Source organism: Sorangium sp. So ce448, assembly GCF_051520915.1.
Taxonomy (GTDB): domain Bacteria; phylum Myxococcota_A; class Polyangia; order Polyangiales; family Polyangiaceae; genus Sorangium; species Sorangium cellulosum_B.
This window is the reverse complement of sequence record NZ_CP150343.1, coordinates 11,542,206-11,566,921: the sequence shown is the minus strand read 5'-3', so window position 1 is coordinate 11,566,921 and position 24,716 is coordinate 11,542,206. Positions and strand designations below refer to the sequence as shown.

At 71.6% G+C, this 24,716-nt stretch carries 18 protein-coding genes; 6 read left to right on the top strand and 12 right to left on the bottom strand.

Annotation, left to right across the window (positions count from 1 at the left end):
* Nucleotides 1-60: 60 nt before the first annotated feature.
* From WMF45_RS43680 to grxC, 5 genes are all read right to left on the bottom strand, one after another.
* A complete protein-coding gene (locus tag WMF45_RS43680) occupies nucleotides 61-1,626 on the bottom strand; it encodes a serine/threonine protein kinase (RefSeq protein ID WP_437712541.1) in 1,566 nt (521 codons plus the stop codon).
* Between the two features lie 267 nt (nucleotides 1,627-1,893).
* Nucleotides 1,894-3,861, bottom strand: coding sequence for an acetate--CoA ligase (gene acs, locus WMF45_RS43675; protein ID WP_437712540.1), 1,968 nt, complete (start codon nucleotides 3,859-3,861; stop codon nucleotides 1,894-1,896).
* A gap of 268 nt (nucleotides 3,862-4,129) precedes the next feature.
* A complete protein-coding gene (locus WMF45_RS43670; RefSeq protein WP_437712538.1) occupies nucleotides 4,130-5,362 on the bottom strand; it encodes a hypothetical protein in 1,233 nt (410 codons plus the stop codon).
* A gap of 7 nt (nucleotides 5,363-5,369) precedes the next feature.
* A complete protein-coding gene (locus tag WMF45_RS43665; RefSeq protein WP_437712537.1) occupies nucleotides 5,370-7,025 on the bottom strand; it encodes a serine/threonine-protein kinase in 1,656 nt (551 codons plus the stop codon).
* A gap of 188 nt (nucleotides 7,026-7,213) precedes the next feature.
* A complete protein-coding gene (gene grxC, locus WMF45_RS43660; protein WP_044966993.1) occupies nucleotides 7,214-7,507 on the bottom strand; it encodes a glutaredoxin 3 in 294 nt (97 codons plus the stop codon).
* Between the two features lie 80 nt (nucleotides 7,508-7,587).
* Here grxC and WMF45_RS43655 point away from each other — a divergent pair, with 80 nt between their 5' ends.
* The 4 genes from WMF45_RS43655 (at nucleotide 7,588) to WMF45_RS43640 (ending at nucleotide 11,992) form a co-directional block, all read left to right on the top strand.
* Nucleotides 7,588-10,203, top strand: coding sequence for an ATP-dependent Clp protease ATP-binding subunit (locus WMF45_RS43655; RefSeq protein WP_437712535.1), 2,616 nt, complete (start codon nucleotides 7,588-7,590; stop codon nucleotides 10,201-10,203).
* Nucleotides 10,204-10,483: 280 nt separating this feature from the next.
* The gene (gene rplU / locus WMF45_RS43650) at nucleotides 10,484-10,792 is read left to right on the top strand and encodes a 50S ribosomal protein L21 (protein WP_437712533.1); all 309 of its coding nucleotides are present in this window, start codon (nucleotides 10,484-10,486) and stop codon (nucleotides 10,790-10,792) included.
* Nucleotides 10,793-10,806: 14 nt separating this feature from the next.
* Nucleotides 10,807-11,064, top strand: coding sequence for a 50S ribosomal protein L27 (gene rpmA / locus WMF45_RS43645; protein WP_272102141.1), 258 nt, complete (start codon nucleotides 10,807-10,809; stop codon nucleotides 11,062-11,064).
* Between the two features lie 85 nt (nucleotides 11,065-11,149).
* A complete protein-coding gene (locus tag WMF45_RS43640) occupies nucleotides 11,150-11,992 on the top strand; it encodes an HAD family hydrolase (protein WP_437712531.1) in 843 nt (280 codons plus the stop codon).
* A gap of 103 nt (nucleotides 11,993-12,095) precedes the next feature.
* On the opposite strand, the gene WMF45_RS43635 is transcribed toward WMF45_RS43640, so the two are convergent.
* The gene (locus WMF45_RS43635) at nucleotides 12,096-13,232 is read right to left on the bottom strand and encodes a tetratricopeptide repeat protein (protein ID WP_437712529.1); all 1,137 of its coding nucleotides are present in this window, start codon (nucleotides 13,230-13,232) and stop codon (nucleotides 12,096-12,098) included.
* Nucleotides 13,233-13,666: 434 nt separating this feature from the next.
* Nucleotides 13,667-16,105, bottom strand: a complete 2,439-nt coding sequence (gene recD2 / locus WMF45_RS43630) for an SF1B family DNA helicase RecD2 (protein ID WP_437712527.1) — start codon at nucleotides 16,103-16,105, stop codon at nucleotides 13,667-13,669.
* Nucleotides 16,106-16,305: 200 nt separating this feature from the next.
* Between recD2 and WMF45_RS43625 the strand changes: the two genes are divergently transcribed.
* Nucleotides 16,306-17,544, top strand: a complete 1,239-nt coding sequence (locus WMF45_RS43625) for a LysM peptidoglycan-binding domain-containing protein (RefSeq protein WP_437712526.1) — start codon at nucleotides 16,306-16,308, stop codon at nucleotides 17,542-17,544.
* A gap of 90 nt (nucleotides 17,545-17,634) precedes the next feature.
* Here the strand turns inward: WMF45_RS43625 and WMF45_RS43620 are convergent, their stop codons facing one another.
* From WMF45_RS43620 to WMF45_RS43600, 5 genes are all read right to left on the bottom strand, one after another.
* A complete protein-coding gene (locus WMF45_RS43620; protein WP_437712524.1) occupies nucleotides 17,635-18,270 on the bottom strand; it encodes an AMIN-like domain-containing (lipo)protein in 636 nt (211 codons plus the stop codon).
* A gap of 107 nt (nucleotides 18,271-18,377) precedes the next feature.
* On the bottom strand, nucleotides 18,378-18,908 hold the full coding sequence (locus tag WMF45_RS43615) for a thioredoxin (RefSeq protein WP_437712522.1): 531 nt from the start codon (nucleotides 18,906-18,908) through the stop codon (nucleotides 18,378-18,380).
* 32 nt (nucleotides 18,909-18,940) lie between these two features.
* Entirely contained in the window at nucleotides 18,941-20,263 is a 1,323-nt protein-coding gene (locus WMF45_RS43610; RefSeq protein ID WP_437712520.1) for a protein kinase domain-containing protein, read from the bottom strand.
* Nucleotides 20,264-20,529: 266 nt separating this feature from the next.
* Nucleotides 20,530-21,426, bottom strand: a complete 897-nt coding sequence (locus tag WMF45_RS43605; RefSeq protein WP_437712518.1) for a hypothetical protein — start codon at nucleotides 21,424-21,426, stop codon at nucleotides 20,530-20,532.
* A gap of 52 nt (nucleotides 21,427-21,478) precedes the next feature.
* Entirely contained in the window at nucleotides 21,479-22,402 is a 924-nt protein-coding gene (locus WMF45_RS43600) for a hypothetical protein (protein ID WP_437712516.1), read from the bottom strand.
* A 682-nt stretch (nucleotides 22,403-23,084) separates the two neighbouring features.
* Between WMF45_RS43600 and WMF45_RS43595 the strand changes: the two genes are divergently transcribed.
* Nucleotides 23,085-24,704 (top strand): AgmX/PglI C-terminal domain-containing protein, encoded by a 1,620-nt coding sequence (locus tag WMF45_RS43595; protein ID WP_437712514.1) that lies wholly within the window; start codon nucleotides 23,085-23,087, stop codon nucleotides 24,702-24,704.
* Nucleotides 24,705-24,716 lie beyond the last annotated feature (12 nt).

Here is a 24,716-nt window from a genome sequence, read left to right as displayed (position 1 = left end):
GCCGCGGATCGCTCGCGCGGCGGAGAGCGGGACGTCCGACGCGGAGCCGCTGCGCGCGGCCTATTTCGGCATGTCCAGGTACTCGAGGGCATACCCCATGAGGAGGAAGCCCACGACGGCGAACAGGATCGCCGCGAGCACATAGACGATGGTTCGAAGCGTCCGCGCTGGCGGCGGCGCCGGAGGCCGCTGCTCGATCGGCTCTGGCTCACCGGCGGTGGCAGGCCCCAGGTTCACCGAGCCCATGCTTGGCCGCACGGGTTTGTAGACGAGCGTCGGACCCTGGGCGGTCGTCGACCCGCCCGAGCTGTCCTCGGAGAAATCCGGGAGAGTCCGCGGCGTCACGGGGTGGGACACGAGCGGGGGCACGAGCTCTCGGACCGCGTTGTTGAGCACCATGGTGCCGTTCGGGCCGGTCCATTGGACGGGCGCCACCGCCGCCTGCCCGCCCGGCGCGCGCCCGCCGGGCATGTACGGCGAGAGCTGGCCCTCGTTCTGCATGAGCGGCGGCTCCCCGAGGGGGCGGGCCGGCCGCTCAGGCTCGCCGTGCGGGCGCACCAGGGTCTCGACCCGAGGTTGCGCCCCCGGGTCGGTCGCCGTGCGGATCAAGATGGGGTCGACCGGCGGCACCGGGAGCTTGACCGCGCCGGAGGACGGGGGCTTGTAGCTCGGGTGCGCTGGCGGGATGGGTGAGCTTCGCGCATGGCCGGAGGCGTTGCTCGCCGGCAGCGTGGAGATGGGTGAGCCGCTGACCGGATGGCTGGAGCTCCTCGCCGGCCGCAGCTCCCGCCAGGCGGTGAGCCCCTCGAGCGCGCTCTGGAATCGGTCCGCGGGCTCCCGCGCCAGCCCCTTCGCGAGGAACGCCTCGAGGCGCGGGTCGACGGGCCCGTCCATCGCCTCGGCCAGCGTCCGCGCGTCGGTCTTCTGCTTCATCTCGACCATGATGAGCAGGTTGCGCGCCTGGTAAGGCAGCTGGCCGCTCATCGACTGGTAGATCATCGTGGCGCAGGCGTAGATGTCCGCGCGGTGGTCGACCGTCTTCGCCTTGCCGATCTGCTCGGGCGGCATGAACGAGAACGTGCCCAGGCTCTGGCCCATCTCGGTCAGGGTCTCCGCTCCCATCTCCTTCGGCAGCTTGGAGATGCCGAAGTCGAGGATCTTGACCCGCTTCGACCCGTCGGGGCGCGCCTCGATGTACACGTTCGACGGCTTCAGATCGCGGTGGATGATCCCGGCGCGGTGCGCGTCGGCGAGCCCCATCCAGACCTGCTCGATGATCGGGTGAAGCTCCTCGAAATCGATCGGCCCCGTCCGCTTCAGCCGATCGATCAGCGACTCGCCCTCGAGCAGCTCGAACACGAGGACGATGCCGTGCTCGGGGTCCTCCTCGACGTCGAGGATCTCGGTGACGTGATCGCTGTTGATGGATCCGGCGGCGCGCGCCTCGCGCCGGAACCGCTCGGCCGCGGACGACTTGGCCTTCGACTCCGCGCGCAGGAGCTTGATCGCCACCTGGCGGCCGGTGCGGATGTTCTCCGCGGCGAACACCTCGCCCATGCCGCCGCGGCCGAGCTGGCGGATGATGCGATAGCGGTTCGCAACGACGGTTCCAGCTTCGAGCTCCAAGCGCGCCCTCGCCCCAGAGTATCCTCCGCGACGATGCAGAGGATCAAATTCTCCGGCGCGAACGAGGTGATCCGACCGTAAGCCGCGGGATGCCGGTCGTGGGCCGCCGTCGCTCTTCCCTGGGCCGAGCGCGGCGGAAGAGCCGCAGGATCGAGCTCTTCCATAGGGGCTCCTCCCCGTCGCCGAGGAGCAGGCGCTGCGCCGTCGCGCGCGGCGCCTTCGCGTCGGTCCCAGGGGCACGGCCGGGCCCCTGCGCCGCCGCGGGGCTCACTCGTCTTCTTGCTGGCGGAGCTTCGCCATGACGCTCAGGTCCTCGAGCGTCGAGGTATCGCCGGTCAGCTCTCGACCAGCGGCGACGTCCTTCAGGAGCCGGCGCATGATCTTGCCGCTGCGGGTCTTCGGCAGTGCGTCCGCGAAGCGGATGGCGTCGGGGCGCGCGAACTTGCCGATCTCCTTGGCGACGTGCTCGGCGAGCTTTGCCTGGAGCTCCGGCCCGGCCTTCACCCCCGGCCGGAGCGAGACGAACACCACGAGCGCCTGTCCCTTGAGGTCGTCCGGGCGACCGACCGCGGCCGCCTCTGCGACGGAGGGGTGAGACACGAGCGCGCTCTCGATCTCGGCCGTCCCGATGCGGTGGCCGGCCACGTTCAGCACGTCGTCGATGCGGCCGACGACCCAGAAGTAGCCGTCCTCGTCGCGGCGCGCGCCGTCGCCGGTGAAGTAGCAGCCCTCGACGTCGCTGAAGTAGGTTTTGCGGAAGCGCTCGTCGTCGCCCCACACCGTGCGCAGCATCGACGGCCACGCCTGCTTCAGGACGAGCAGCCCGCCCTCGCCCGCCGCGACGGGCTTGCCTTCCTTCGTCACGACCTCGGGCACGACGCCGAACATCGGCAGCCCGGTCGACCCCGGCTTCGACGACGACGCGCCGGGCAGCGTGGTCATCATGATCGAGCCCGTCTCCGTCTGCCACCAGGTGTCCACGATCGGGCAGCGGCCGCCGCCGATGGTCCGGTGGTACCAGACCCACGCCTCGGGGTTGATCGGCTCGCCGACCGAGCCGAGGAGCCTGAGGCTCGACAGATCGCTCTTCGCGGGCCACTCGTCGCCCTGCCGCATGAAGGCGCGGATGGCCGTGGGGGCGGTGTAGAGGATGGTGACCCCGTGCTTCTCGATCAGCCTCCAGAAGCGGCCCCAGTCGGGGAAGTTCGGGGCGCCTTCGTACATGAGGCACGTCGCGCCGTTCGAGAGCGGGCCGTACACGATGTAGCTGTGGCCCGTCACCCAGCCGACGTCGGCGGTGCACCAGTAGACGTCGTCGTCGCGCAGATCGAAGACGTACTTCGTCGTGACGTGCGCGCCGACGAGGTAGCCGGCGGTCGTGTGGAGCACCCCCTTGGGCTTCCCGGTCGAGCCGCTCGTGTAGAGGATGAAGAGCGGGTGCTCGGCGTCGACGACCGTCGGCTCGCAGGCCGGGGCGGCCCCGGCGAGCAGGTCGTGCCAGAAGACGTCGCGGCCCTCCGTCATCTGCACCTCGCAGCGCTCCTTGCCGAGGTGCTGGTACACGACGACGCGCGTCGCGCTCTTCGCCTCCGGCTGCGCGAGCGCCTTGTCGACGGTCGCCTTCAGCGGCACGACCTGCCCGCGCCGGTACGCGCCGTCCTGCGTGATGACGAGCTTGGCCTGGCTGTCGTGGATGCGGTCGCGGAGCGCGTCCGCGGCGAAGCCGCCGAACACGACGGTGTGCACCGCGCCGAGGCGCGCGCAGGCGAGCATCGCCACGGCGACCTCGGGGACCATGCCCATGTAGATCGCGACCCGGTCCCCCTTCTCGATCCCCAGCCGCTTGAGCGCGTTGGCGAGCAGCAGCGTCTCGCGGTGGAGCTGGGCGTAGGTCAACGTGCGCGTGGCGCCGTGCTCGCCCTCCCAGATGATGGCGGCCTTGTTCTTGGTGGCCGTCGTCAGGTGTCGATCGAGGCAGCTCTCCGTGACGTTGAGGGTGGCGCCGAGGAACCACTTGGCGTGCGGCAGGGACCAGTCGCTGGTCGTGGTCCACGGCGTGCGAAACACGAGGTCGCTCGTCTCCCGGCGCCAGAACGCGTCCGGCTGCTCGATGCTCTCGCGGTAGAGCGCCTCGTAGGTCGCCTGCGCGCCGACGCGCGCACGACGCGAGAACTCGGCCGGCGGCTCGAACCGGCGCGTCTCCTTGAGCAACGACGTGATGGCATCCTGCGACATGGTCACCCCTTGAGGGGACGGCGGCAGCCGATCCCCGGCCGACGTTGAAGGGGACGGCGGCAGCCGATCCCCGGCTGACGTTGAAGGGAACGGCGGCAGCCGATCCCCCGCTGACGTTGAAGGGGACGGCGGCAGCCGATCCCCGGCCCATGCTCCCCGCTGGAGAGCGCGGCGAACCCTCTACGGCTCACCGCGAGGGCGTGCGAGGATACATCCGTCAAGCGGCAGAACAAGGATGGAACGAGCGCCCGGGATCGGCAGAGGCCGATCACCAGAACGCATAGCCGGCGTGCAAACTGCCCCCCAGCTGCAGCAGCACCGCCGAGTAGAGCGTGACGTCGTCCTGATCGTTGTTCTTGTAGCTGATGCCGCGCGACGACTGGAAGTAGCTGTCGAGCGAGAACCCGAGGAGCACGCCCCCGAGGTCCAGCTCGACGCCCACCTCGGAGAACACGAACGCGTTCACCCCGGCGGCCTTCTGGCACAGGCCTTTGCAGATGTCTCCGTCCTGCGTCTTGATGCTGTCGAACTTCACGGAATCGTAGGTGAGACCGCCCCCGATCGAGCCCACGAACCGCCAGGTCTGCCCAGGGGTCATCAGGCGGACGTTCAGACCGAGGCGCGTCGAGCCGAGCGTGTAACTGGCGTTCGGGTAAGCGGGATCGTCCGAGCCGGTCGCGATGTTCGCGTACTGAAGCATCACGTCGAACGCCGCGGGGGTGTTCACGCGGTATCCCACCCGGATCGAGCCAGCCCCGCCGCTGTTCGCCTCCGGCGCCGGGAAGGCTCGCGGGTGGCCGAGCGGCCAGAGCAACGACGCGGCGCCGATCACGTAGTAGCCCTGGGGCGGGAGCGAGAGGGGCACCGGCTTCGGCGGAGGGGGCAGGGGCGGCGTGAACGGCTGCGCCGCCGGGGTCGCGGGGGCTCTGTCCGGCACCAGCGCGAGCTTCACCTTCTTGTCGCGCTCACCGCTCGCCACGGTGACGCTCTCGTCGGCGCTCGCGTGCCCCTCGGCGCGCGCGCCGATGCGGTGCACCCCCGGCCCGAGCTCCACGACCCGCGTCCCCGAGGACGAGGGGGGCTGTTCCTCGCCGTCGATGATCAGCGTGGCGGTCTGTGGGCTGAGCTCGATCGTGAGATGGGCGAGGAGCGCGCGCATCTCCTCGATGGCGCTGCGCGCCGTCTTCTCGTCGCCCTCATCCATCGTGTCGCGGTGCTGCGCGAGCGCGCGCTCGAGCGCCGCGATGGCCCTCGGGTAGTTGAAGAGGGCCTTCTCGGCGAGCGCGATGTTGAACAGGGGGCTGGCCTTCGGCTTCTCCTTGTAGGCCGCCTCGAACTCGACGACCGCGGCCCGGTAGTTCCTGTCCTGGAACAGCTTGATGCCGTTCTCCATGTGCTGCCGGTACGGCTCGACCTGCGCGAGCGCCGGCGAGAGCTGCACGGCCAGGCCGAGCGTCGCCGCGCAGAGCGCCAGCGTGAGTCGTCCGTGTGATCTGCCCAATCCCGCCTCAGTCGACCTTGAGCTGCAAACCAGCCGCGACCCCCGCCGGCTTCTGCGTCGCGACCGCCGGGGCGGCCTGCGCCGGACCGGCGGCCTTCGCCCCGGCGCCAGCGTCCCTGGGGCGGGCCGCGAAGGGGAGCGCCGTCGCCTTCCTCGGGGTCGGCTCGGCCTTGGGCCTGGGAGCGAGCGCGACGGGCGCCGCGGTCGTGGCCTCGGCCGGAGGCGGCGCCGGTGTCACGGCCGCCGGCAGCGGGTGGAGCAGGACGTCGATCGGGGAGCTGCCGTCCTGGAGCGTCACCTCCTTGTCCACGGGCGTGTAGCCGGAGGCCTCGATCCGCACACGTTTCGTCTCGCCCGTGCGGCCGCGCAGCGTGCGATCGGCCAGCGCCGCGCCGTCGACGGTGAAGAGGGCGCCCTCGGCGTTCGTCCGGAGCTCGACCGAGACCTGGGTGGGCAGCGCAGGCGCGGTGGCCACCGTGCCTGCCTCCGGCGAGCGGCGCGCGTGAAGGACCGCGCCGGCGAGCCCGCCAACCAGCGCGACAAGCGCCACCGCGGCGAACGCGAGCCGCCGCGGGCCGCGCGCGCCCGTGGACCCGCTGCTCGACCAGCCCACCTTCGAGCCGCTCCCGTGCACCTCGAGCGTCGGATCCAGCCCGATGCTCGGATCACCCGGTGTCTGCTTCGCCGGCGTCTGCCCGAGGGCGCCAGGAGCGCTCGTCGTGTGCGCTCCGAGCTCGTCGCTCGAGCTGCGCCGTGACGCGAGGAGCCCGCCGGCGGCGGCGACGAGGGCGTCCAGGAAATCTCGCGCGGAGGAGAACCTCGCGTCCCTGTCCCGCGTGAGCGCCTTCGCGATCACGCGGGCGATCGGCTCGGGGACGGCCGGGTTGCTCATCCGCACGTCGAGGGCGTCCTTCATGCAGATGTTGACGATCACCTGCTCGTACGAGCCGCCGCTGTGCGGCGGGTGTCCCGTGAGGCACTCGTAGAGGATCGCGCCGACGGCCCAGAGGTCGGTCCTGCCGTCCACGTCGGGCATCGCCTGCGCCTGCTCCGGCGACATGTAGAACGGCGTTCCGAGCACCGTGCCCTGCCGGGTCAACGTGTGGGCCGGAGCGCCGTCGGCGCGGCGCATCTTCGAGATGCCGAAGTCCAGGATCTTGGCGAAGTTCGGGTCGTCGTCGCGGTCGACAAGGAAGACGTTGTCCGGCTTGAGGTCGCGGTGGACGATGCCCGCCTCGTGGGCGCGGTGGAGGCCGCGGAGGAGCTGCGCGGTCACGTGGAGCGCCTCGCCGAGATCGAGCCTGCCGCAGCGCCGGATGCGGTGGCCCAGGTCCTCACCCCGGAGCAGCTCCATGACGAGGAAGGGGGTGTCGTCGGCGAAGCCGGCGTCGAAGATCTCGACGATGTGCGCGCTCTCGGCGGCGCTGGCCGCCTGCGCCTCGCGGTGGAACCGTGCCACCGCGTCCTTGTTCTGCGCGAGATCGCCGTCGACGAACTTCATCGCGACGCGCTTGCCGATGGCGGTATTCACCGCCTCGTAGACCGTGCCCATCCCGCCACGCCCGATCGTCCGTACGATTTCGTACTTCTGAACCCGCTTTCCGACGAGCGCCCCCTCGACCGGCTGGGTCGCTGCGGCGGTGGTGTCGGTGCTGCTAGGCATGGCGGTTCGACGTGGGGGAAGCTGACGAAGCCCGTGAAGCCCTTTGGACGAACCGCATCAAAGAAAGCTGCGCCCCGTCCCCGCGCGGCAGCTTATCACCTCCTCACGCCGGGGTGCACCTTCGCCGGCGGGGCCCGAGGGGTGCGTCCGACGAGGATTCTCCGTCGTACCTCAGCCACCCTCGTCGCTCAGCGCGGCATGGGAGGTGCGTCCGCGCTGGGCGCCTCACCGAGGCGCGGATCGAGCCCCCCCTCCTTGTCCAGGGCCGAGAGGTCGCTGAATCCGCCGATGCTGGCTCCATTGATGAAGATCTGAGGAACCGTCCGCTGCCCGGAGGCCTTGACCAGCCAGGCGCGGAGGTCGTCGCGGTTCTCCACGTTGATCTCCGTGAAGCGCGCCTGCTTCTGCGTCAGCAGGCGCTTCGCCATGGCGCAGTATGGGCAGTAGTCGGTGACGTAGATGGTGACTTCGGCTGCTTGCATGGGCATCTCGTCCTCTTTCCTTTCCCGGGCACGCCAAAGATGCAAGCGCACAGGGCTCCACCTTGCGGTAGGCTGCGCGCATGGCCGAGAAAGAGGGCACGATTCACCTCGATCGCTATACCGGCGACGCGAAGCAGGTCGTCGCCGGCGCACAGCAGATCGCGGACGAGCGCCAGCACGCGGAGGTCACGCCGCTGCACCTGCTCATGAGGTTGCTGGAGCGCGATCGGGGCGTGTCCGAGGTCTTTCGGCGGGCGGGCGCCGACCCGAACGAGGTGCTCCAGCTCGCCGAGAACGCCCTGAAGAAGCTGTCCAGGGCGGGCAGCAGCGGTGTTGCGTACGTGAGCCCTCGCCTGCTCGATCTGCTCGGGCGCGCCGAGCGGGAGGCGACCCGGGACAAGTCGCAGAACGTGGGCATCGAGCACCTGTTGCACGCGCTCGCCCAGGAGATCCGCGGGCCTGCCGGGGAGATCCTCTCTTCGTTCGGCATCGGTCCGGGCGCGTTCCGGCCGCACCTCGGGGCGCTGGAGGCGGCCTCGCGGGAGCCCTCGCCCGCGCCGGCCAACGCGGCCGAGCCGGGTCAACCCGCGCCCTACACGCGGGACCTCGTCGCCGACGCGCGTGAAGGGCGGTTCGACCCGGTCATCGGCCGTGACGTCGAGGCGCGCCGCTTGCTGCAGATCCTCGAGCGGCGGTTCAAGAACCACCCCCTCATCGTCGGCGAGCCCGGCGTGGGCAAGACCGCGCTCATCCGGGGCCTGGCCGACCGGATCGCGCACGGCGACGTGCCAACGAACCTCGCGGGCGCCCACCTCTACGAGCTCGACACCGGCGCGCTCGTCGCCGGGGCGAAGCTCCGCGGGGAGATCGAGCAGCGCCTCAAGGTCCTTGTCGATCGGCTGCGCGGCGAGCAGGACGCGGAGAGCATCCTCGTCGTCGAGGATCTCGACGCGCTCTTCGGCCAGGGGGTGCAGGGCGCCGGCGTGGGCGAGCTCCTGAAGCCGCTCCTGTCGCGCGGGGAGATCCGGATCATCGCCACGACGACGCCCGAGGGGGTGCGCAAGATCAACGAGCGCGATCCCGGGATCATCCGGCGGTTCTCGACGATCACGCTGGAGGCGCCGAGCATCGATCAGGCGACGGAGATCCTGCGCGGGATCGCCACGAAGTACGAGGCCCACCACCGCGTCCGCGTGGGGGAGAGCGCCATCACCTCGGCGGTCGCGCTGGCCAAGCGGTACATCTCGGACCGCGCGCTCCCCGACACGGCGGTGGACCTGCTCGACGAGACGTCCGCCCGCAAGCGGGTGGAGGTCGACGGCGTGCCGGCCGAGCTCGACACGCTGACCCGGCGTGTCGACGCGCTCCGCGCCCAGATCGCCGCGCTCGTGGACGACGACGACAAGCTCAGCGTCCAGACCCGCACGCGCCTGGAGGCGGAGCTCGCGGAGATCGAGCCGAAGGCGTCGTCGATGCGCAGCCGCAACGCGTCGCGCCGCGGCGTCATCGCGGCGTGCCAGGCCATTCGCCGGGAGCTCGTCGCCGCGACGGAGGCCTTGAAGGCTGCCCAGCGCGACAAGGCGTTCGCCAAGATCGGCGAGCTCGAGCACGTCACGCTCCCGGAGATCAGGCGGCGGCTCCAGGCCGCGGAGGAGGCCGCGCAGCGGGAGGGGGTCGCGCCGACCTCGAACGTCGTCGCCGAGTCGGACGTGGCGGCGACGCTCAACGACTGGACCGGCATCCCGGTGGCCAAGATGCTCGAGGGCGAGGCCGAGAAGCTCCTCAAGATGGAGGCGCGGCTCGCGCAGCGGGTGGTGGGTCAGGACGAGGCGGTGCGCGCGATCGCGAAGGCGGTGCGCCGCGGGCGCGTCGGCCTGCGCGATCCGGGCAAGCCGATCGGCTCGTTCCTGTTCCTCGGCCCGAGCGGCGTCGGCAAGACGGAGCTCGCGAAGGCGCTCGCCGAGTTCCTGTTCGACGACGAGCAGGCGCTGACGCGCATGGACATGAGCGAGTTCATGGAGCGCCACATGGCCCAGCGCCTGATCGGGGCGCCCCCGGGCTACGCGGACAGCGAGCAGGGCGGCTTCCTCACCGAGGCCGCCCGGCGCCGGCCGTACAGCGTGCTCCTGTTCGACGAGGTCGAGAAGGCGCACGCGGACGTGTTCAACCTGCTGCTCCAGATCCTCGACGACGGCCGGCTCACCGACGGGCGCGGGCGGCTCGCCGACTTCTCGAACACGGTCGTCATCATGACCTCGAACATCGGGTCGAAGCGCGTGCTCGAGACGGACGCCAAGCTCTGGACCACGGAGGACGGGCGCGAGGCGATCCGCGACGTCCTGCTCGAGGAGCTGCGCGGGTTCTTCCGCCCCGAGTTCCTGAACCGGGTCGACGACATCGTCGTCTTCAAGGCGCTGAGCAAGGAGGACCTCCGGGGCATCGTCGACATCCAGCTCCGGCGGCTGGAGCAGCTGCTCGCGGACAAGGACATCCGCCTCGCCCTCACGGACGCCGCGAAGGCCCGGCTCGTCGAGCTCGGCTACGAGCCGAGCCTCGGCGCTCGCCCGCTGAAGCGGGCGATCCTGCGCGAGCTCCAGAACCCGCTCGCCGAGACCATCCTCGCCGGCGGGTACCAGCCCGGCCAGACGATGCAGGTCGACGTGGTCGACGAGAAGTTCGTCTTCACCAAGGCGTGAGGGCGAAGCAGGCGCGCGATACGCGACGCGCGCGACCCGCGCCACGACCGCCGAGCGGCCCGGGCAGCGTTTTGCCAGGGGCTTTCCAGGGCCTTGCCCGCGCGCGGAGGGCGCGGGCGTCGCTCCGGCGAAGAACCTGGGCGACGCCGCTGCGAAGCACTTGCCAAGCCGGAGAAGGTCCGTATACTGCCGCTCCCTCGCTCACCGGGTCCTCCGATCGAGGGCCATTTGCGTGGCGTATGGCGAGGGATCGCGGTCCCCAGGTTGAGGAAGACGCACCATGTACGCGGTCATCAAGACGGGCGGCAAGCAGTATCGGGTCGCCGAAGGTCAGAAGCTCCGGGTTGAGAAGCTTGTCGGCAATGCCGGTGACAAGGTCACCTTCAGCGAGGTGCTCCTCGTCGGCGGTGACTCTCCCAAGGTTGGCAAGCCCCTCGTGAGCGGCGCTTCCGTCGCCGCCGAGATCACCGGGCAGGACCGCGGCAAGAAGATCGTGGTCTTCAAGTTCAGGCGGCGGAAGAACTACCGCCGCAAGAACGGCCATCGCCAGCCGTACACCGAGCTCAAGATCACCGGCATCACCGCCTAGCAGGAGAAGTAGAGATGGCTCACAAAAAAGGCGGCGGCTCCTCCAGGAACGGCCGCGACTCAAGCGCACAGCGCCGTGGGGTCAAGGTGTACGCCGGGGCGCCCGTGCGCGCTGGCAACATCCTGGTCCGGCAGGTCGGCTCCTCGATCCACGCCGGCCACAACGTCGGCACCGGCCGCGACTTCACGCTCTTCGCCCTCGTCGACGGCGTCGTCACGTACGAGTGGAAGTCCAACACCAAGAAGCAGGTGTCGGTCTACCCGGCTTCCTGAGCCTTCCTCACCGGGAGGGCGTCCTGAACCGTCCCCTCCCGTCCCGCCTGCTGCGCTCCGCGCGCTTCCGAGCTACTCAAGCGCGGTGACGACCTACAAACTCCTCGCCCTCGACGTCGACGGGACCCTCGTCCGTCGTGATGGGTCCATCCACGACGAGGACCTCCGCGCCATCCAGCGGCTCCAGGAAGCCGGCGTCCCGGTCTCGATCGCGACCGGGCGTCTGTACTCGGGGACGCGCGAGGTCGCGCGGCGGATCGGCGTGCTCGGCCCCATCGCGTGCGTCGACGGCAGCCACATCGTGCATACCGAGGGCGACGCGCATCTGTACTCGCGCACGATCTCCGGCGCCGAGGCGTCCCTGCTGCGCTCGATCACCGAGCGGCACGCGACGGCGTCGTTCCTCTTCGCGCAGGACAGCATCGTCCACGACGCGACCGGCGCGCCGCACGTCCACTATGTCCGGGGCTGGTCGCACGCCATCGCCGAGGTCGAGCGCGTCTCGTCGCACCCGTACTGGGAGCACGACCACGGCCTGCTCGCGCTGGTCGCGCTCGGGACCGAGCTCCAGGTCGCGGCGGCCGTCGAGGAGGTCCGAGCCGAGCTCGGTGAAGCGGCCTTCGTCGTCTCGTTCCCCCTCATGAGGGACGACCAGACGAGCCTCTTCGCGATGATGGTCCGGGCCGCTGGGCCGACGAAGGGCACGGCGATCGCGTGGCTCGCGGAGCACCACGGCTGCGAGCTGTCGGACGTGGTCGTCGTCGGCGACTGGCTCAACGACGTGCCGATGTTCGAGGTGGCGGGGCGCTCGTTCGCGATGGCGCAGGCGCCCGAGCAGGTGAAGCAGGCGGCGACGGACCGCCTGAAGGCCGACGGCCTGGTGGGCGGCGGCATCGCCGAAGCCATCCGCCGCGCCTTCGGTCACTGAGCGCCGGCAGACGGGGAGCGGCGTCGGTCACTGAGCGCCGGCAGACGGCGAGCGGCGAGGGCAGCGGAGGAGCGCCGCTCGGCGCTCCCCCACGTGGTGCGCGTCAGGTCTTGCGCTGCTGCGCCGGCTGGGCCGCCGCGGCGAGCTGCTGCTGCTGCTGCTGCAGGTACTGAGCAACGGCGCGCGACCGCTCGATGGCGAACTGCTTGACCTCCTTGTTCGGAGAGCCCGCGAGGGCATTCAGCAGCTTGGTCACCTTCTCGAGCTGGCGCGACTGGAACAGCGCCTCGAAGTAGTTGTTCGCCAGGCGCACGTCGCGGCTCATCTTCGCCTCGTGCGGCTGGAGCAGGCGGACCACCGCCTCGAGGTCGTTCTTCTGCCCGTAGAGCGCCGACAGGCAGAGCAGCGCCAGCGGGTTGTCCGGGTTCTGCGCGACCGCCTTCTTGGCGTACTCGACCGCCTTGTCCCGCGTCTCCTCGTTGGCCGCGTAGAAGCCCTGGATCGCGATGTACGGCGCGGCCGTCTTCTTGTCGGCCGAGAACTTCTCGATCGCGGCGACCGCGCTCGCCTCGTCGCCGCGCTGCTTCTCGTACTGGAAGAGGTAGGCCCACGCGTCGATACAGTCGACGTCGATCGAGAGCGCCTTCTCGATGAACTCGCGCTCCTTCGCGTCGTCCTTCTTCGCCTGGTAGAGCTTCGCCAGGTGCAGCGAGGGGTAGGGGTTGTCCTTGAGCAGGTTCTGCGCGCCCTTCAGCGTCCCCTCGGCCTTGTCGTGCTTGTCCTGCGAGAGCTGCGCGATGCCGAGCGCGAGCCAGTCGTCGCCCGTGCCGCCCTTCGCGACCACCTTCGAGAGCACCTGCTCGGCGCGCGCCAGCCGGTTGTGCTTGAGGAGCTCCTGCGCGTAGATGCGCCCGCGGTTCAGGTCGTCAGGCTGCTCGGTCCAGTGCTTCTCGAGCCCCGCGAGCAGGTCCTCCAGGCCGATCGCGATCGGGCGCCCCTGATCGTCCTGCACCTGCACCGCCGGCCCGTTGAAGCCGAGGAGCTGCCACATCTGCTCGAGGGTCACCGCCGCGGGACCCTGCTCGAGCAAACCCTTCAGCTCGTCGGTCGGCTTGTTCATCGGGATGACGATGAGCGCGTTCCCCGGCACGCCGTTCGGAAACGCGCTCACGGGCGCGACGATCGCCGCCCCTCCGGTGATGTTGAGCCCACCCGCCTGCTGCTGTCCGTTGGTCGTCATCGTCGATGCTCCGAGATCTCTCCCCCACGCGCGCCGAGGCGCAGGCATCGCCCAGCCTCGCCCCGGTACCCTGCGCGCCGTCATGATGGGGGCCGTAGTTCGTGTAGAAGGGGCGCGAACGCTAGCAGGGAGGGCCCAGCCGGGCAACGGGGGAGCTCGGAGCGCGCGCGGCCTCATCGCGGCCATCGCGTTCGGGTCAGACGCGCTTCCTCCGCTTCCGCCGCCTCCACCGCCTCCACCGCTTCCACCCGTGAATCCGCGCGTCGCGACCGTGAACCTCGCCGCGGTCCCCGCGCTCGAAGCCGGCTGCGCCGCTGCGGTTCGCGTCGCCGTCGCCGCGTCGCGGTCGCTCGTGTGAGTCCTGTCGTGCTCGCTGTCGCTATCGCCGTCTCGGACGCCCATCTCGCTCGCCCTCTCCCTCGCCGCGCGCCGTCCTAGTCGAGTCGTGGGCCGGCGGCGAGGGGTGCCTCGAGCGTGCGCGCCGATCCAGCGCGCGCCGGCGCGCCGCTGCGCAGCCGCTCCGCGAGGTGCGTGCGGCGCTCCTCACGGCGGGTCTCCGCCAGCGCCAGCGACACGGCCCGCGGATCCGCCACGAGCACCACGAGCCGCTTGCCGCGCGTCACCGCCGTGTAGATGAGGTTGCGCGACAGCATCACGAAATGCTGGGTGAGGATCGGCACGATCACCGCCGGATACTCGCTCCCCTGGCTCTTGTGGATGCTCGTCGCGTACGCGAGCGTCAGCTCGTCGATCTCCGCTTCCTCGTAGCTGACCTCGCGATCGTCGAAGCGCACCTGGAGCTTCCGCTCCTCGGTGTTCACGTCCGTGATGAAGCCGACGTCGCCGTTGTACACCTCACGGTCGTAGTCGTTGCGGAGCTGCATCACCTTGTCGCCGAGCCGTAACGTCCTCGCGCCGCGCGTGACGCTCGGGCCCTCGGGGTTCAGCGCCGCCTGCAGCCGCGCGTTCAGCGTGATCGCCCCCGCCTCGCCCTTGTGCATCGGCGTCAGGACCTGGACGTCGCGCCGCGGATCCAGCCCGAACCCCTTGCCGATGCGCTCCGTCACGAGGTGGAGGATCAGATCCGCCGCCGCCTCGGCCTCGATCCGCTCGATCACGTAGAACTCGCCGCCGGGCCCGCGCGCGCCCTCCGGCGGCTCGCCGTCGTGGATCCGGTGCGCGTTCCGGACGATGAGGCTGCCCTCGGCCTGGCGGAAGATCTGCGTGAGCCGCGCCGTGGGCACCTCGCCGGAGGCGATCACGTCCCGCAGCACCGCGCCCGGCCCCACCGACGGGAGCTGATCGACGTCGCCCACCAGCACGAGGCGCGCGGCGTCGGACGTCGCCTGCAGGAGCGCGTCGGCGAGCGCCAGGTCGAGCATCGACGCCTCGTCGACCACGATGGCCCCCGCCTCGATAGGCCGGCCTCGCTGGCGGCCGAACTTGCGCTGCTTGGGGTCGAACTCCAGCAGGCGGTGGAGCGTGACGGCCTCGCGCCCCGTCGCCTCGCTCATCCGCTTCGCCGCGCGGCCCGTGGGCGCGGCGAGCCGCACCGGGAGCCGGGCGCGGTCGAAGAGCGCCAGGATGGCCCGGACGATGGTCGTCTTGCCCACGCCCGGGCCGCCCGTGATGACCAGCACCTTGTTCCGCGCAGCCTGCGCCACGGCGTCCCGCTGGGCAGGCGCCAGCGAGACCTGCGTCTTCGCCTCGAACGCGGCGATCGCCGCGTCGACGCCCTCCACGAGCCGCGCCTCGGGCGCCGCGCCGTCCTCGCCGTCGCCCAGCAAGGAGCGCATCCGGCGCGCGAGCCGCACCTCGGCCTCGTGGAGGTCCTTCGGGTAGACGGCGACCTCGCCGCTCTCGAGCGTCTCGACCCGCACATGGCCGCTCGCCACGAGCGCGTCGATCGCGCTGTCGACCTCGGCGGCGTCGCGCTCGAGCATCGCCGCGGCGAGCTCCGCGAGCTCCGGCCGCGCCGCCAGCGTGTGGCCGCGCGTCGACAGATCGACCAGCGTCTGCAGCACGCCCGCCTGCGCCCGCTCCGGCGAGTCGGCCCGGACGCCGATCGAGCGCGCGATCCGGTCGGCGGTCTTGAAGCCGATGCCCCACACGTCGAGCGCGAGCCGGTACGGGGAGCGGGAGACGATGTCGATCGCGTGGGGGCCGAACCGCTTGTAGATGCGGCTCGCCAGCGCCGGGGAGGCGCCGTGCGCCTGGAGGAAGATCATGATGGCCCCGATCGCCCGCTGCGCCGCCCACGCCTTCGCGACGGCCTGCGCCCGCCGCTGGCCGAGCCCGGGGACCTCGGCGAGCCGCTCGGGCGACCGGTCGAGGATCTCCAGCGTCTCCGTGCCGAACGCCTCCACGATCCGCTTCGCGTACGCCGGGCCGATGCCCTGCACCATGCCGGACCCGAGGTAGCGCTCGAGCCCATCGAGCGTGGCGGGGGCGATCGGCAGCAGGGTCTCGACCTTGAGCTGCTCGCCGTGCTTGGGATCGCGCTCATAACGCCCCGTCGCGCGCACGCGCGTGCCCGGCCCGACCTGCGGGACCACGCCGACCCAGACCTCCGGCGGGGCGCCGGGGGTGACCTCCACCCGCAGCACCCGGAAGCCGCTCGACTCGCTCTCGTACGTGACGCGGACGACCTCTCCCTCGACCGTCGCCGCCCCGTTGCCCGCCACCTCCCGGGCCGAGAAGAGCTTCTGCTGGCCCCCACCGCCCGGCTGCCGCTCGCCGGTCCCGCCCGTCACGCCCGTGCGCTCGCCGCGGTCGTCGTGGCGCGGCGCGTTGTCCGGCCCCGGCGTCGGCGCCGGCGCGGTTGCCCCCCGGGCCGCCCGATCGGGGCGGCCGCTCCGCTGGGACGGTTGCACGAGGGCAGCATGTAGCCGCCGGCGCGGCGGCGGCAACGTCCTCGTGCGCGGACGCGAGCGCCGCTGCAAAACATCGCGCAACGCCGCATAAACGCCCCGTAACGCAGGCTCACGCTGAACGCGCGTCGCGTGGAGCGCGCCGCACGCGAGCGCGGGGCCGCGGTTGGCGTCGCTCCCTCGTGTCAGTATAGTGGCCCGCGATGGGGCGCAGCAGCTTGGTTTCCGTCCTCTGCGCCCTCCTCCTCGCGGGCTGCGCCGGGAGGGCGCCGGAGGCGGCGCGGTCCAAGGACAGCCTGCTGCGCGTGGCCTCCGGGGTGTCCCCGGAGCAGCGCGGCGCCGCGCCGTCGCCCGCGCCCGGGACGGCGGCGGAGGAGGCCGCGCTCGCGGACGCCCACGATGCCGACGTCGACGACGACGGCGGTGAGGTCGACGACGGCCTGGAGCTGCCGGCGGATCCGGGCACCGGGGCGCGGGCGCACTCGCCGCTCTCGGCGATGACCGAGGCCCAGATCGAGGAGCTGCTCTCGAAGGACCCGGCGGCGCTCGGGCCGATGTCGCTGGGCGCGACCAACGCGGGCGCGCTGTTCAACGGCGTCCGGATGCCTGAGGGCGATCGGTGGGAGCTCGTCGATCCCGCGCACGCCTGGGGGACGCGCGAGACGATCGACGCGCTCGACCGGGCGATCGCCGACGTGCACCGGCAGTTTCCGGGGAGCCCGAAGCTCTATATCGGGCACATCAGCGCCCGGGAAGGCGGCCGCCTCTCGCCCCACAAGAGCCACCAGGCCGGGCGCGACGTCGACATCAGCTATTTCCTCGACGCCCGGCACCGCTGGTACCAGCGGGCCACGGCGGCGAACCTCGATCGGGAGCGCACCTGGGCCTTCGTCCGGGCGCTCATCACCGAGACCGACGTGGAGCTCATCCTCATCGACAGCAGCGTGCAGCGGCTGCTCAAGGAGCACGCGCTGAAGATCGGGGAGGACAAGGACTGGCTCGACGAGGTCTTCCAGCTCGGGTCGAAGAAGCCGCGTCCGCTCGTCCGCCACGCCCGGGGGCACGCGAACCACATCCACGTCCGGTTCTACAGCCCGATCGCGCAGGAGTCGGCCGCGCGCGCGTATCCGCTGCTCGTGAAGCGCGGGGCGATCAAGCCGACGTCGCACTACGTGCGCCATACCGCGAAGAAGGGGCAGACCCTGGGCTCGCTGGCCCGGCAGTACGGCACCACCGTGGAGGCGATCAAGCGGGCCAACGGCCTTCGATCCACGGCGATCCAGGCGAAGCGCGTCTACAACATCCCGCGGCCGTCGAGCGGCCCCGCCGCGCCGCCGAAGCAGGTCGTCGTGCCGCCGCGGCGGCTGCCCCCGCCGAAGGCGGCCGACGCGCCTCCGCCGCCCGCGCGCCACGGCGAGCCCGGGCCCGCGCTGGACGGCTGAGGGGCGGGAGGCGGCTGAGCGGCGGGAGGCGCGCCGCGCCCAGCGCCCGCCCGCGGCGCGGCGAGCCGCAGGGGTGCCGTGGACGCGGCCTCAGTGCTTCACGTCGACGACGAGCCGCGCCGGCTTGGTCAGCTCGAGGACGCGGTACCGGTTCGGCGACGAGACCCCGAGCACCCAGGTCACCTCGGCCTCGAAGTCGCACGTCCGCTCGATCTCGCGCGCCACGCCGAGCGCGAGCTTCCGCTCGCGGAACGGGACCGTGGCGTTCCCTGCATCGTCGTGCGCCGCCGCGGGGGTCATCCGCACCGCGAGCCATCCGTCGCCCGCGATCTCCGTCGCCTCGCCCGAGCCGCACTGGCGCACCGGCTTGTCGATGTAATCGATGTGGTAGCCCGGCACCGCGTCCCCCTCGAACTCGAACACGACGCGGTCGTAGTGGTCGTGCCGGGCCGTTCGCACGTCGCGCAGGACCGCGACCTTCGCGCCGGCGCGCGGCTTGTCGGTGGCGCCCGCGGTGCCCTCGAACGCGTCGGTGCTCGTGGGATCGGCCTCCTTCGGTGGCCGCGGCGTGGGCGGCGCGTCGTCGACCGCCGGCTCGGCGGAGGCGCGCGTGTCGATCGGCGTGACGTTCGGCATGGGCTGGGCAGGCTCGCTGCCGGCGCCGTTGCGGCAGCCCGCGGCGAGCGACACGGCGGCGGCTGCGAGCAGCAGGGCGGCGGTCCTCATGAGGCCCTATCCATGGTGCCGCGGCCTCCGCGCGTCCACCGAGACGCCGACGCGCACCGCGACGCGGCGGCGCCCGCGCGGGCGGGGCGGCCGGCGCTCCTCGAGGATCACCGCGCCGAGGCCCGCGCTCGGCTCAGGATGGCCGCGAGCCGGGGCACGATCTCGTCCACCGCGCGCTCGCCCTTCACCGACCCCTCGATGCGGAGGGGCGTTCCCCGGCCGTCCTCGCCGGGCACCACGAAGAGCGGGATCATCTCCGACGCATAGCCGGCCTCGGCGAGCCGATCCCGATCGCGGTCGAGGTCGAACTCCAGCAGGCGCAGCGCAGGCAGGACCGCGTCGAGCTGGCCGGCCTTCACCGCGTCGTGAAACCTCGTGCACGGCTCGCACCAGGGCGCGCCAACGTAGACGACGAGCTCGCGGCCCTCCCGCCGCGCGCGCTCCCGCGCCTGCTGCACAAGCGCGGTGATCTCGCCGCCCTCCGGCGCCGGCTCGAGCTCGGCCCGCAGCGCCGCAGGCCGCGTGGCCCCGCTCCCGGCGGCCGGCTGGGAGGTCTCTTCCCGCGAGCAGCCGGGCAGCGCCGCGAGACAGAGGACCAGCCCAGCGCAAACCGACCCCTTCCTGCCATGAGCGTTCACGTCGTCGTTTGCCTCTCGGCCAGGGTCTTTGCTCAGGGCCGGCCGCGCTGCCAGCGATCAGGGCAGCACCAGCTTGAGCGAGAACACGTAGTCGACGTTGACGCCTCGACCGGCATGGGGGCGGCCTGGACGGCTGCAGGGGGGCTCGCGGCGTCCGGCACGCGCCAGCCGAGCGCCAGCACAAGGCCCCCGCCGACGAGCGCCGCCACGAGCGCGACCAGGTAGAGGGACACGGTCGAGTGACGGGGCGGGGCGACGGAGCTGCTGAAGGTCGCGAGAGCCTGCGGCGGAGAGAGCGAGTCGAGCTGCGCCGAGCGAAGCGACACGAGCGGCTCGCTGGGAGAGGGCGAGAAGGCCGAGATGCGGAGCTCCGAGATCGACGACGCGGAGGGCAGCGCGCTCCGGGGTTGCGCCAGGGACAGGCGCTCCGGGGCCGAGGCCCGCGAGGCGTGCGAGACGTGCGAGACGTCGAACGGCTCGCCCGCCGCGCTCTTCAGCGCGGTAAGGCACTCCCTCATCGACTGGAAGCGCCTGTCAGGGCTCTTCTCGAGACACCGCATCACGATGGCCGTCATCGCCGGCGACACGAGCGCGCCATCGGCGAGCGGCGGCGGCGGCTCGCTGACGTGCGCCATGAGCGTCGCCGCGGCCACCTTCCTGTCGAACGGCGCCCTGCCGCAGAGCATCTCGTAGAGCAGGACGCCGAGCGCATAGATGTCCGCGCGCGGCGAGAGCTCGTGGCCCATCGCCTGCTCCGGAGCGGTGTACTTGGGAGAGCCGATGAACACGCCCCTCTGCGTCAGCTCGTCCAGCTGCCGCCCCGAGACGTCCTTGACCAGGCCGAAGTCGAGCACCTTGACGAAGTCCTTCTCGTCCTCCTGGTCGACGAGGAGCACATTGCCCGGCTTGAGATCCCGGTGCACGAGGCCGAGGCCGTGCGCCTCGGCGAGCGCGCGGCAGATCTGCCGCGCGATCCGGCCCGCACGCGCCTCCGGGAGCGCGCCCTCGTCGTGGAGCACGCGGTGGAGCGTGCGCCCGGCGATATACTCCATGGCCATAAAGTAGATCCCGCGCGGATCGTCCCGGCCGTAATCGAAGACCGTGACGGAGTTCGGGTGGGTGAGCCTCGCCGCGGTCGCGGCCTCGCGCGAAAAGCGTCGAAAGAACTCCGGATCTTGCTCGAAGCGCTCATCGGGGAGGAGCAGCTTGAGGGCGCAGACCCGGCCCAGCGCGAACTGTTCTGCCCTGTAGACCCTGCCCATCCCCCCGCGCGCGATGAGCGAGATGATCCGGTATCGATCGGCGATCGTCGCGCCGATGAGGGGGTCTTGACCGTTGCTCCTGGCCGCACCCATGGTCTTTACTATACGCGCGATGACGGGCGCGCCGCCACCCCAACTCGTGTGTTCTGGCCGACTGCGCGGCTCTGGATCAACGATGCGGCTTGGATCGTAGGGCGGTGGAGCGCGAGCGATGCGGCGAGTTGCCGACACGCTTTCCTGACGGCCTCGCCTCATGGGTCCGCCGCGTTTAACCAGCGAGCGCCGAACCATTGCGATCCGGTTTCGCGCAGCCCGCGCCCGCGCGCTGTCCGGCGCGGGGCGCCTCTCCGGCGCGCCCGTCACAGCGCGGCGACATCGATGTCGACCTCGCGCGGCTCCTCGGTGACGCCGCTCGGCGTGGCCCCGGCGCCCAGGATCGCGCCCACGGTCAGGGTCAGGGTCACCTCTCCGCTCGTGAGGGGCGTGGCGACGTACTTCCAGCGCAGCCGCACGCCGCCGCCTCTCTCCCCCTCTGCCGAGAGCGCCTCCACGGCGCGCCGCTCGATCTCCGGCGCCGTGAGCGCGGTGCGGAGCCGGTGGCCCGTCGAGGCGATGGCGGGCCAGCGGATGAGGGCGCGGTTGAAGGTCCCATCGAGCGTGTGGGTCACGACCGCGCGATGCCCCTGGACCCGGACGCCGTTCACGGCCCGGAACACGAACGTCTTGTAACGATGGACCTCCGGGGCGGAAGCCGCCGTTCCGTCCTGATCCTCGCGCAGCGTCCTCCGCTGCACAACGGCCCCGATCTCGTCGTTCGGTATGCCCCAGCTGTTCAGGCGTGCGAGCGCGTTCCGCCGGAGGAGCGCCTCGTCCGGCGAGATCCGCGGCCCGCTCGGCGTCTTCCGCAGGACGAGCACCTGGCCGTTCGACGGGTCCTTCTCGTAGGTCCAGTCCGCCGACTCGTGCTCCGTCCGGCGCCCCAGCTCGCTGAGCGGCGTGAACTGCTGATCGGCCCCGATGAGCGAGCGCTGGATGAGCGCGTCATCGAATGAACGCAGCGTCAGCCGGGCCGCCGGGAGCCTCGCGGCGGGCGCCGTGGCGAGCTCCCGCGAGTCGAACGTGAACCCCTCGAGCGCCTGCGCGGCCGCGGCGATCTCGCCGTCATCGCCGCCCCCTTCGGTGGCTACCTCCGGCGCCCCGCAGGCGATGAGGGTCATCGAGAGCGCGGCCCAGAAACCAATCGTTCGCGTCGTCATCGTCATGTCTCCTGTCGTTCGAATCCTTCGGGCAACACGCGGCGTTCGTCGTTCATCCGCCGGGCAGCACGCGCCCGTTCGAGGGGTCGCAGCCGGCGATGTAGTAGATGGTCGAGCCGGTCTTCAGCCCGGTGTTCTTCCGGTCGCGCCACCCGCCGTACTCGTACATGAGCTCCCGGGACGCGAACGACGAGCCGAACACGATCGAGACGGGGCAGTCGTCGTCGTTGCTGAACTGGCTGTCGTCGTAGGCCTCGTCGATCCAGTTCTCTCCCACCCCGTTGGAGATGGAGCTGATCGAGTAGTCACCCACGTAGTCCTTCACGTGATTGCCGCACGACGAGTCGCCGTGGAACGCGTTCCACATCGTCATGGTGCTGTCCGAGGTCGTGATCTGCTGGCGGTATCCGCCGTTCTTCCACACGTCGTAATCGCCCGACTGGCACGCTTTGACGACCGCGATCTCCAGATCCCCGCCCGTGCCCGGGTTGCCGAAGAGCATGTTCTCGTTCGTCAGGACGCCGCAGTCGTAGCTGCCGTTGCCCATGACCAGGCCGCTGTAAGCGGGCGTCGACGAGCTCCCGGCGTCGTGCCAGCCGTGCGTGTGGATGAAGACGACATCGGCCTCGTCCGCGCCCGAGCCGGACGCCATGTCGTTCGCCGAGCACGCGCAGGACGCCGCCTGGCTCGAGTCGGTCCAGTAGCTCCCCCGGGCGCTCGTGTTGTTGCGCGTCGAGACCTCATCCCAGAGGGAGACCATGCTGAGGAGGTTGAACGTGCTCGCGAAGGCGGCGGCGGTGCTCGTGTGCACCGAGTGCGACAGGCTGGTGTCGTCCTCGCACTCCCCCGTGTGTCCGAAGTTCGCGATCCCGTAGACGTGCGCCTCGTGCTGCGCGCGCGCCGACGACGGCATCGCAAGGAGGCACCCGAGCACCGGGACCCCTGCGAGGACATGGAACAATCGCCTGTTGCTCATACGTTCGACTCCTTCGTTGTCTCGATCGGTGGGTGTTCGCCGCGGCCCGCCGCCCGGCGCGCGCTCCACGGGCGCGCCGCCGGTGGATCTCGGGCGTGTACCTTCGCCGGGCAGCGTCGACGGGCGCGGGCGTCAGCGCGCCGCGCTCCGTTCAGCGCGGTCGCGCGTCGTTGACGTCGACCTCGACGACGTCGACGACGTCGCCAACGCACCAACGTTGTTCGCAGCTTCCGTGCCATCGCCTGGCGTCCGTCAACCGGGGCGTCGCGTCACCCCAGGCTTCGGCGATCTCCCCGGGATGCGCGGGGATCGCGCCGCGCGGGTGCCGTCGACTGCCGCCGGCCGCCCTGCCGGTCCGCTCGAGGTGGCGGCGCGATCCCGCGGGGTGATGGCGCGGGTCACCACCACCTCGAGGCGCCAGGCGGCGGTCCAGTTTATTCAATCCCCCGGCGCGCGGATGTGCCGCCGAAAATCGCGGCGCGGCTCCGGAACCTGGGGCGGGCGGCGCTGTCGATCCCTGGCGTGGACGCGGTGCTCCGCGGCGCACGCAGAGAGCGGTGAAGCTCGCCGCGCGTGCGCCGGGGCGCGCCGAGAGAGGCGGGCCCTCGAGGGCTCGCTCCATTCAGACCGCTCGCCGCGCGGACATGCGCGCGAGCGCGAGCAGGGAAAGGGCTGTTCTCCGATGGACACGTTCAAGATGGCTCCGGGCATCGCACCCTCGAATCCGTTCCTCAGCAACCTGCCCTTCAGCCCGTATCCGGCCATCGAGGCCGACGTGCCCGCGGACGCGCCGGAGGGCTCCTATACGTACGCGCTCGTCAAGAGCGCGCCGGACGTCCCCGCCGATGAGTGCGAGACGGACGCGCTGTCGCTCGAGGTGATCATCCGGTGGGGGAACACCCCGCTTCACGTGGCGCACCTGACGCCGCCGCGCGCCTTTCATGTCGGCGAGGCGGAGGGCCCCGGGGGCGTGTGCGACTTCTTCCTACCTGCGGAGCGCCTGGGCGCGGCGCGGGCGCCGCTCGTGCTTGTGAGCGAGGGCGGTGAGGTGAGCGCCGTCATCCCGCCGGGCGCGTCGGGATCCATCGATTTCGGCAGCTGCAGGATGACGATCGCGCAGGCGATCGCCGCCGGCCGCGCGGCGCCGTGCGCGGAGCTCGACGGGGCGCGGCGGATCACGCTGCCGCCCGGCGCTCGCGCGAGGCTCGAGCTCGGCGATTTCGGGTTCGAGGTGGCGGTGGGCAGGGCGGGCCGCCGCGTCGCGGGCAAGGCCGGCATGGACCGCCGCAACCTGCCGTTCACCGCGCTCTCGACGCTGCTCCACGTCGGCCTGCTCGGGGCCATGGCCGCGTTCATGCCCCCGCTTGCCATGGCCGACGACGGCGGCGTGAGCGCGGAGCAGGCCTATTTCATGGCGCAGGCGATCGGCGCGATCGCCGAGAAGGAGCTGCCCGAGCCGAAGGACATCACCGACGCGAGCGGTCGGACCGAGCGCGAGGGCGGCTCCGGCGCGGCCGCGATGGGCGAGTCGGGCAAAGCCGGGAGCGAGACGAGCCGGAAGACGGGCGGGCGCTTCGAGATCCAGGGGCCGAAGGACAACCGCGACGTGCGGATCTCGCGGGCCCAGGCGCTCGACGACGCGGCGCGCTTCGGCATGATCGGCGTGCTCAACGCGGGGCCCGGCGGCGATCCCAACGCGCTCTCGGCCCCCTGGGGCGGCCCCGACACGCTCGGCAACGGCGAAAGGAGCGTGATCGGCAACATGTGGGGCGAGACGATCGACGAGTCGGGCGGCGTGGGCGGGCTCGGGTTGACAGGCGTCGGCGAGGGGGGCGGCGGGCATCTCATGGGCATCGGGATCGGGGCCATCGGCACCATCAACCACGGGAGCGGCGTCGGCGATGGGCCGGGCTTCGGCCCCGGCGGCGGCGCGTCGCGCTTCGCCAACGGCCCTGGCCACAAGGCGAGCGCGCCGCGCATGCGGGTCGGCTCGCCCTCGGTGTCGGGCCGGATCCCGCCGGAGGTCATCCAGCGCATCGTGCGCCAGAACTTCGGTCGCTTCCGGCTCTGCTACGAGAACGGGCTGCGCAACAGCCCGAACCTCACCGGGCGCGTGTCGGTCGGCTTCGTGATCGGCCGCGACGGAGCGGTATCGAGCGTCCACAACGGCGGCTCCGATCTGCCGGACGCCGGCGTGGTCTCCTGCGTGGTGCGCTCGTTCTACGGGCTGTCGTTCCCGCCGCCGGACGCAGGCATCGTGACCGTGACCTATCCCCTCCTCTTCAGCCCGTCCGGCGGCTGATCCCTCGCCTCG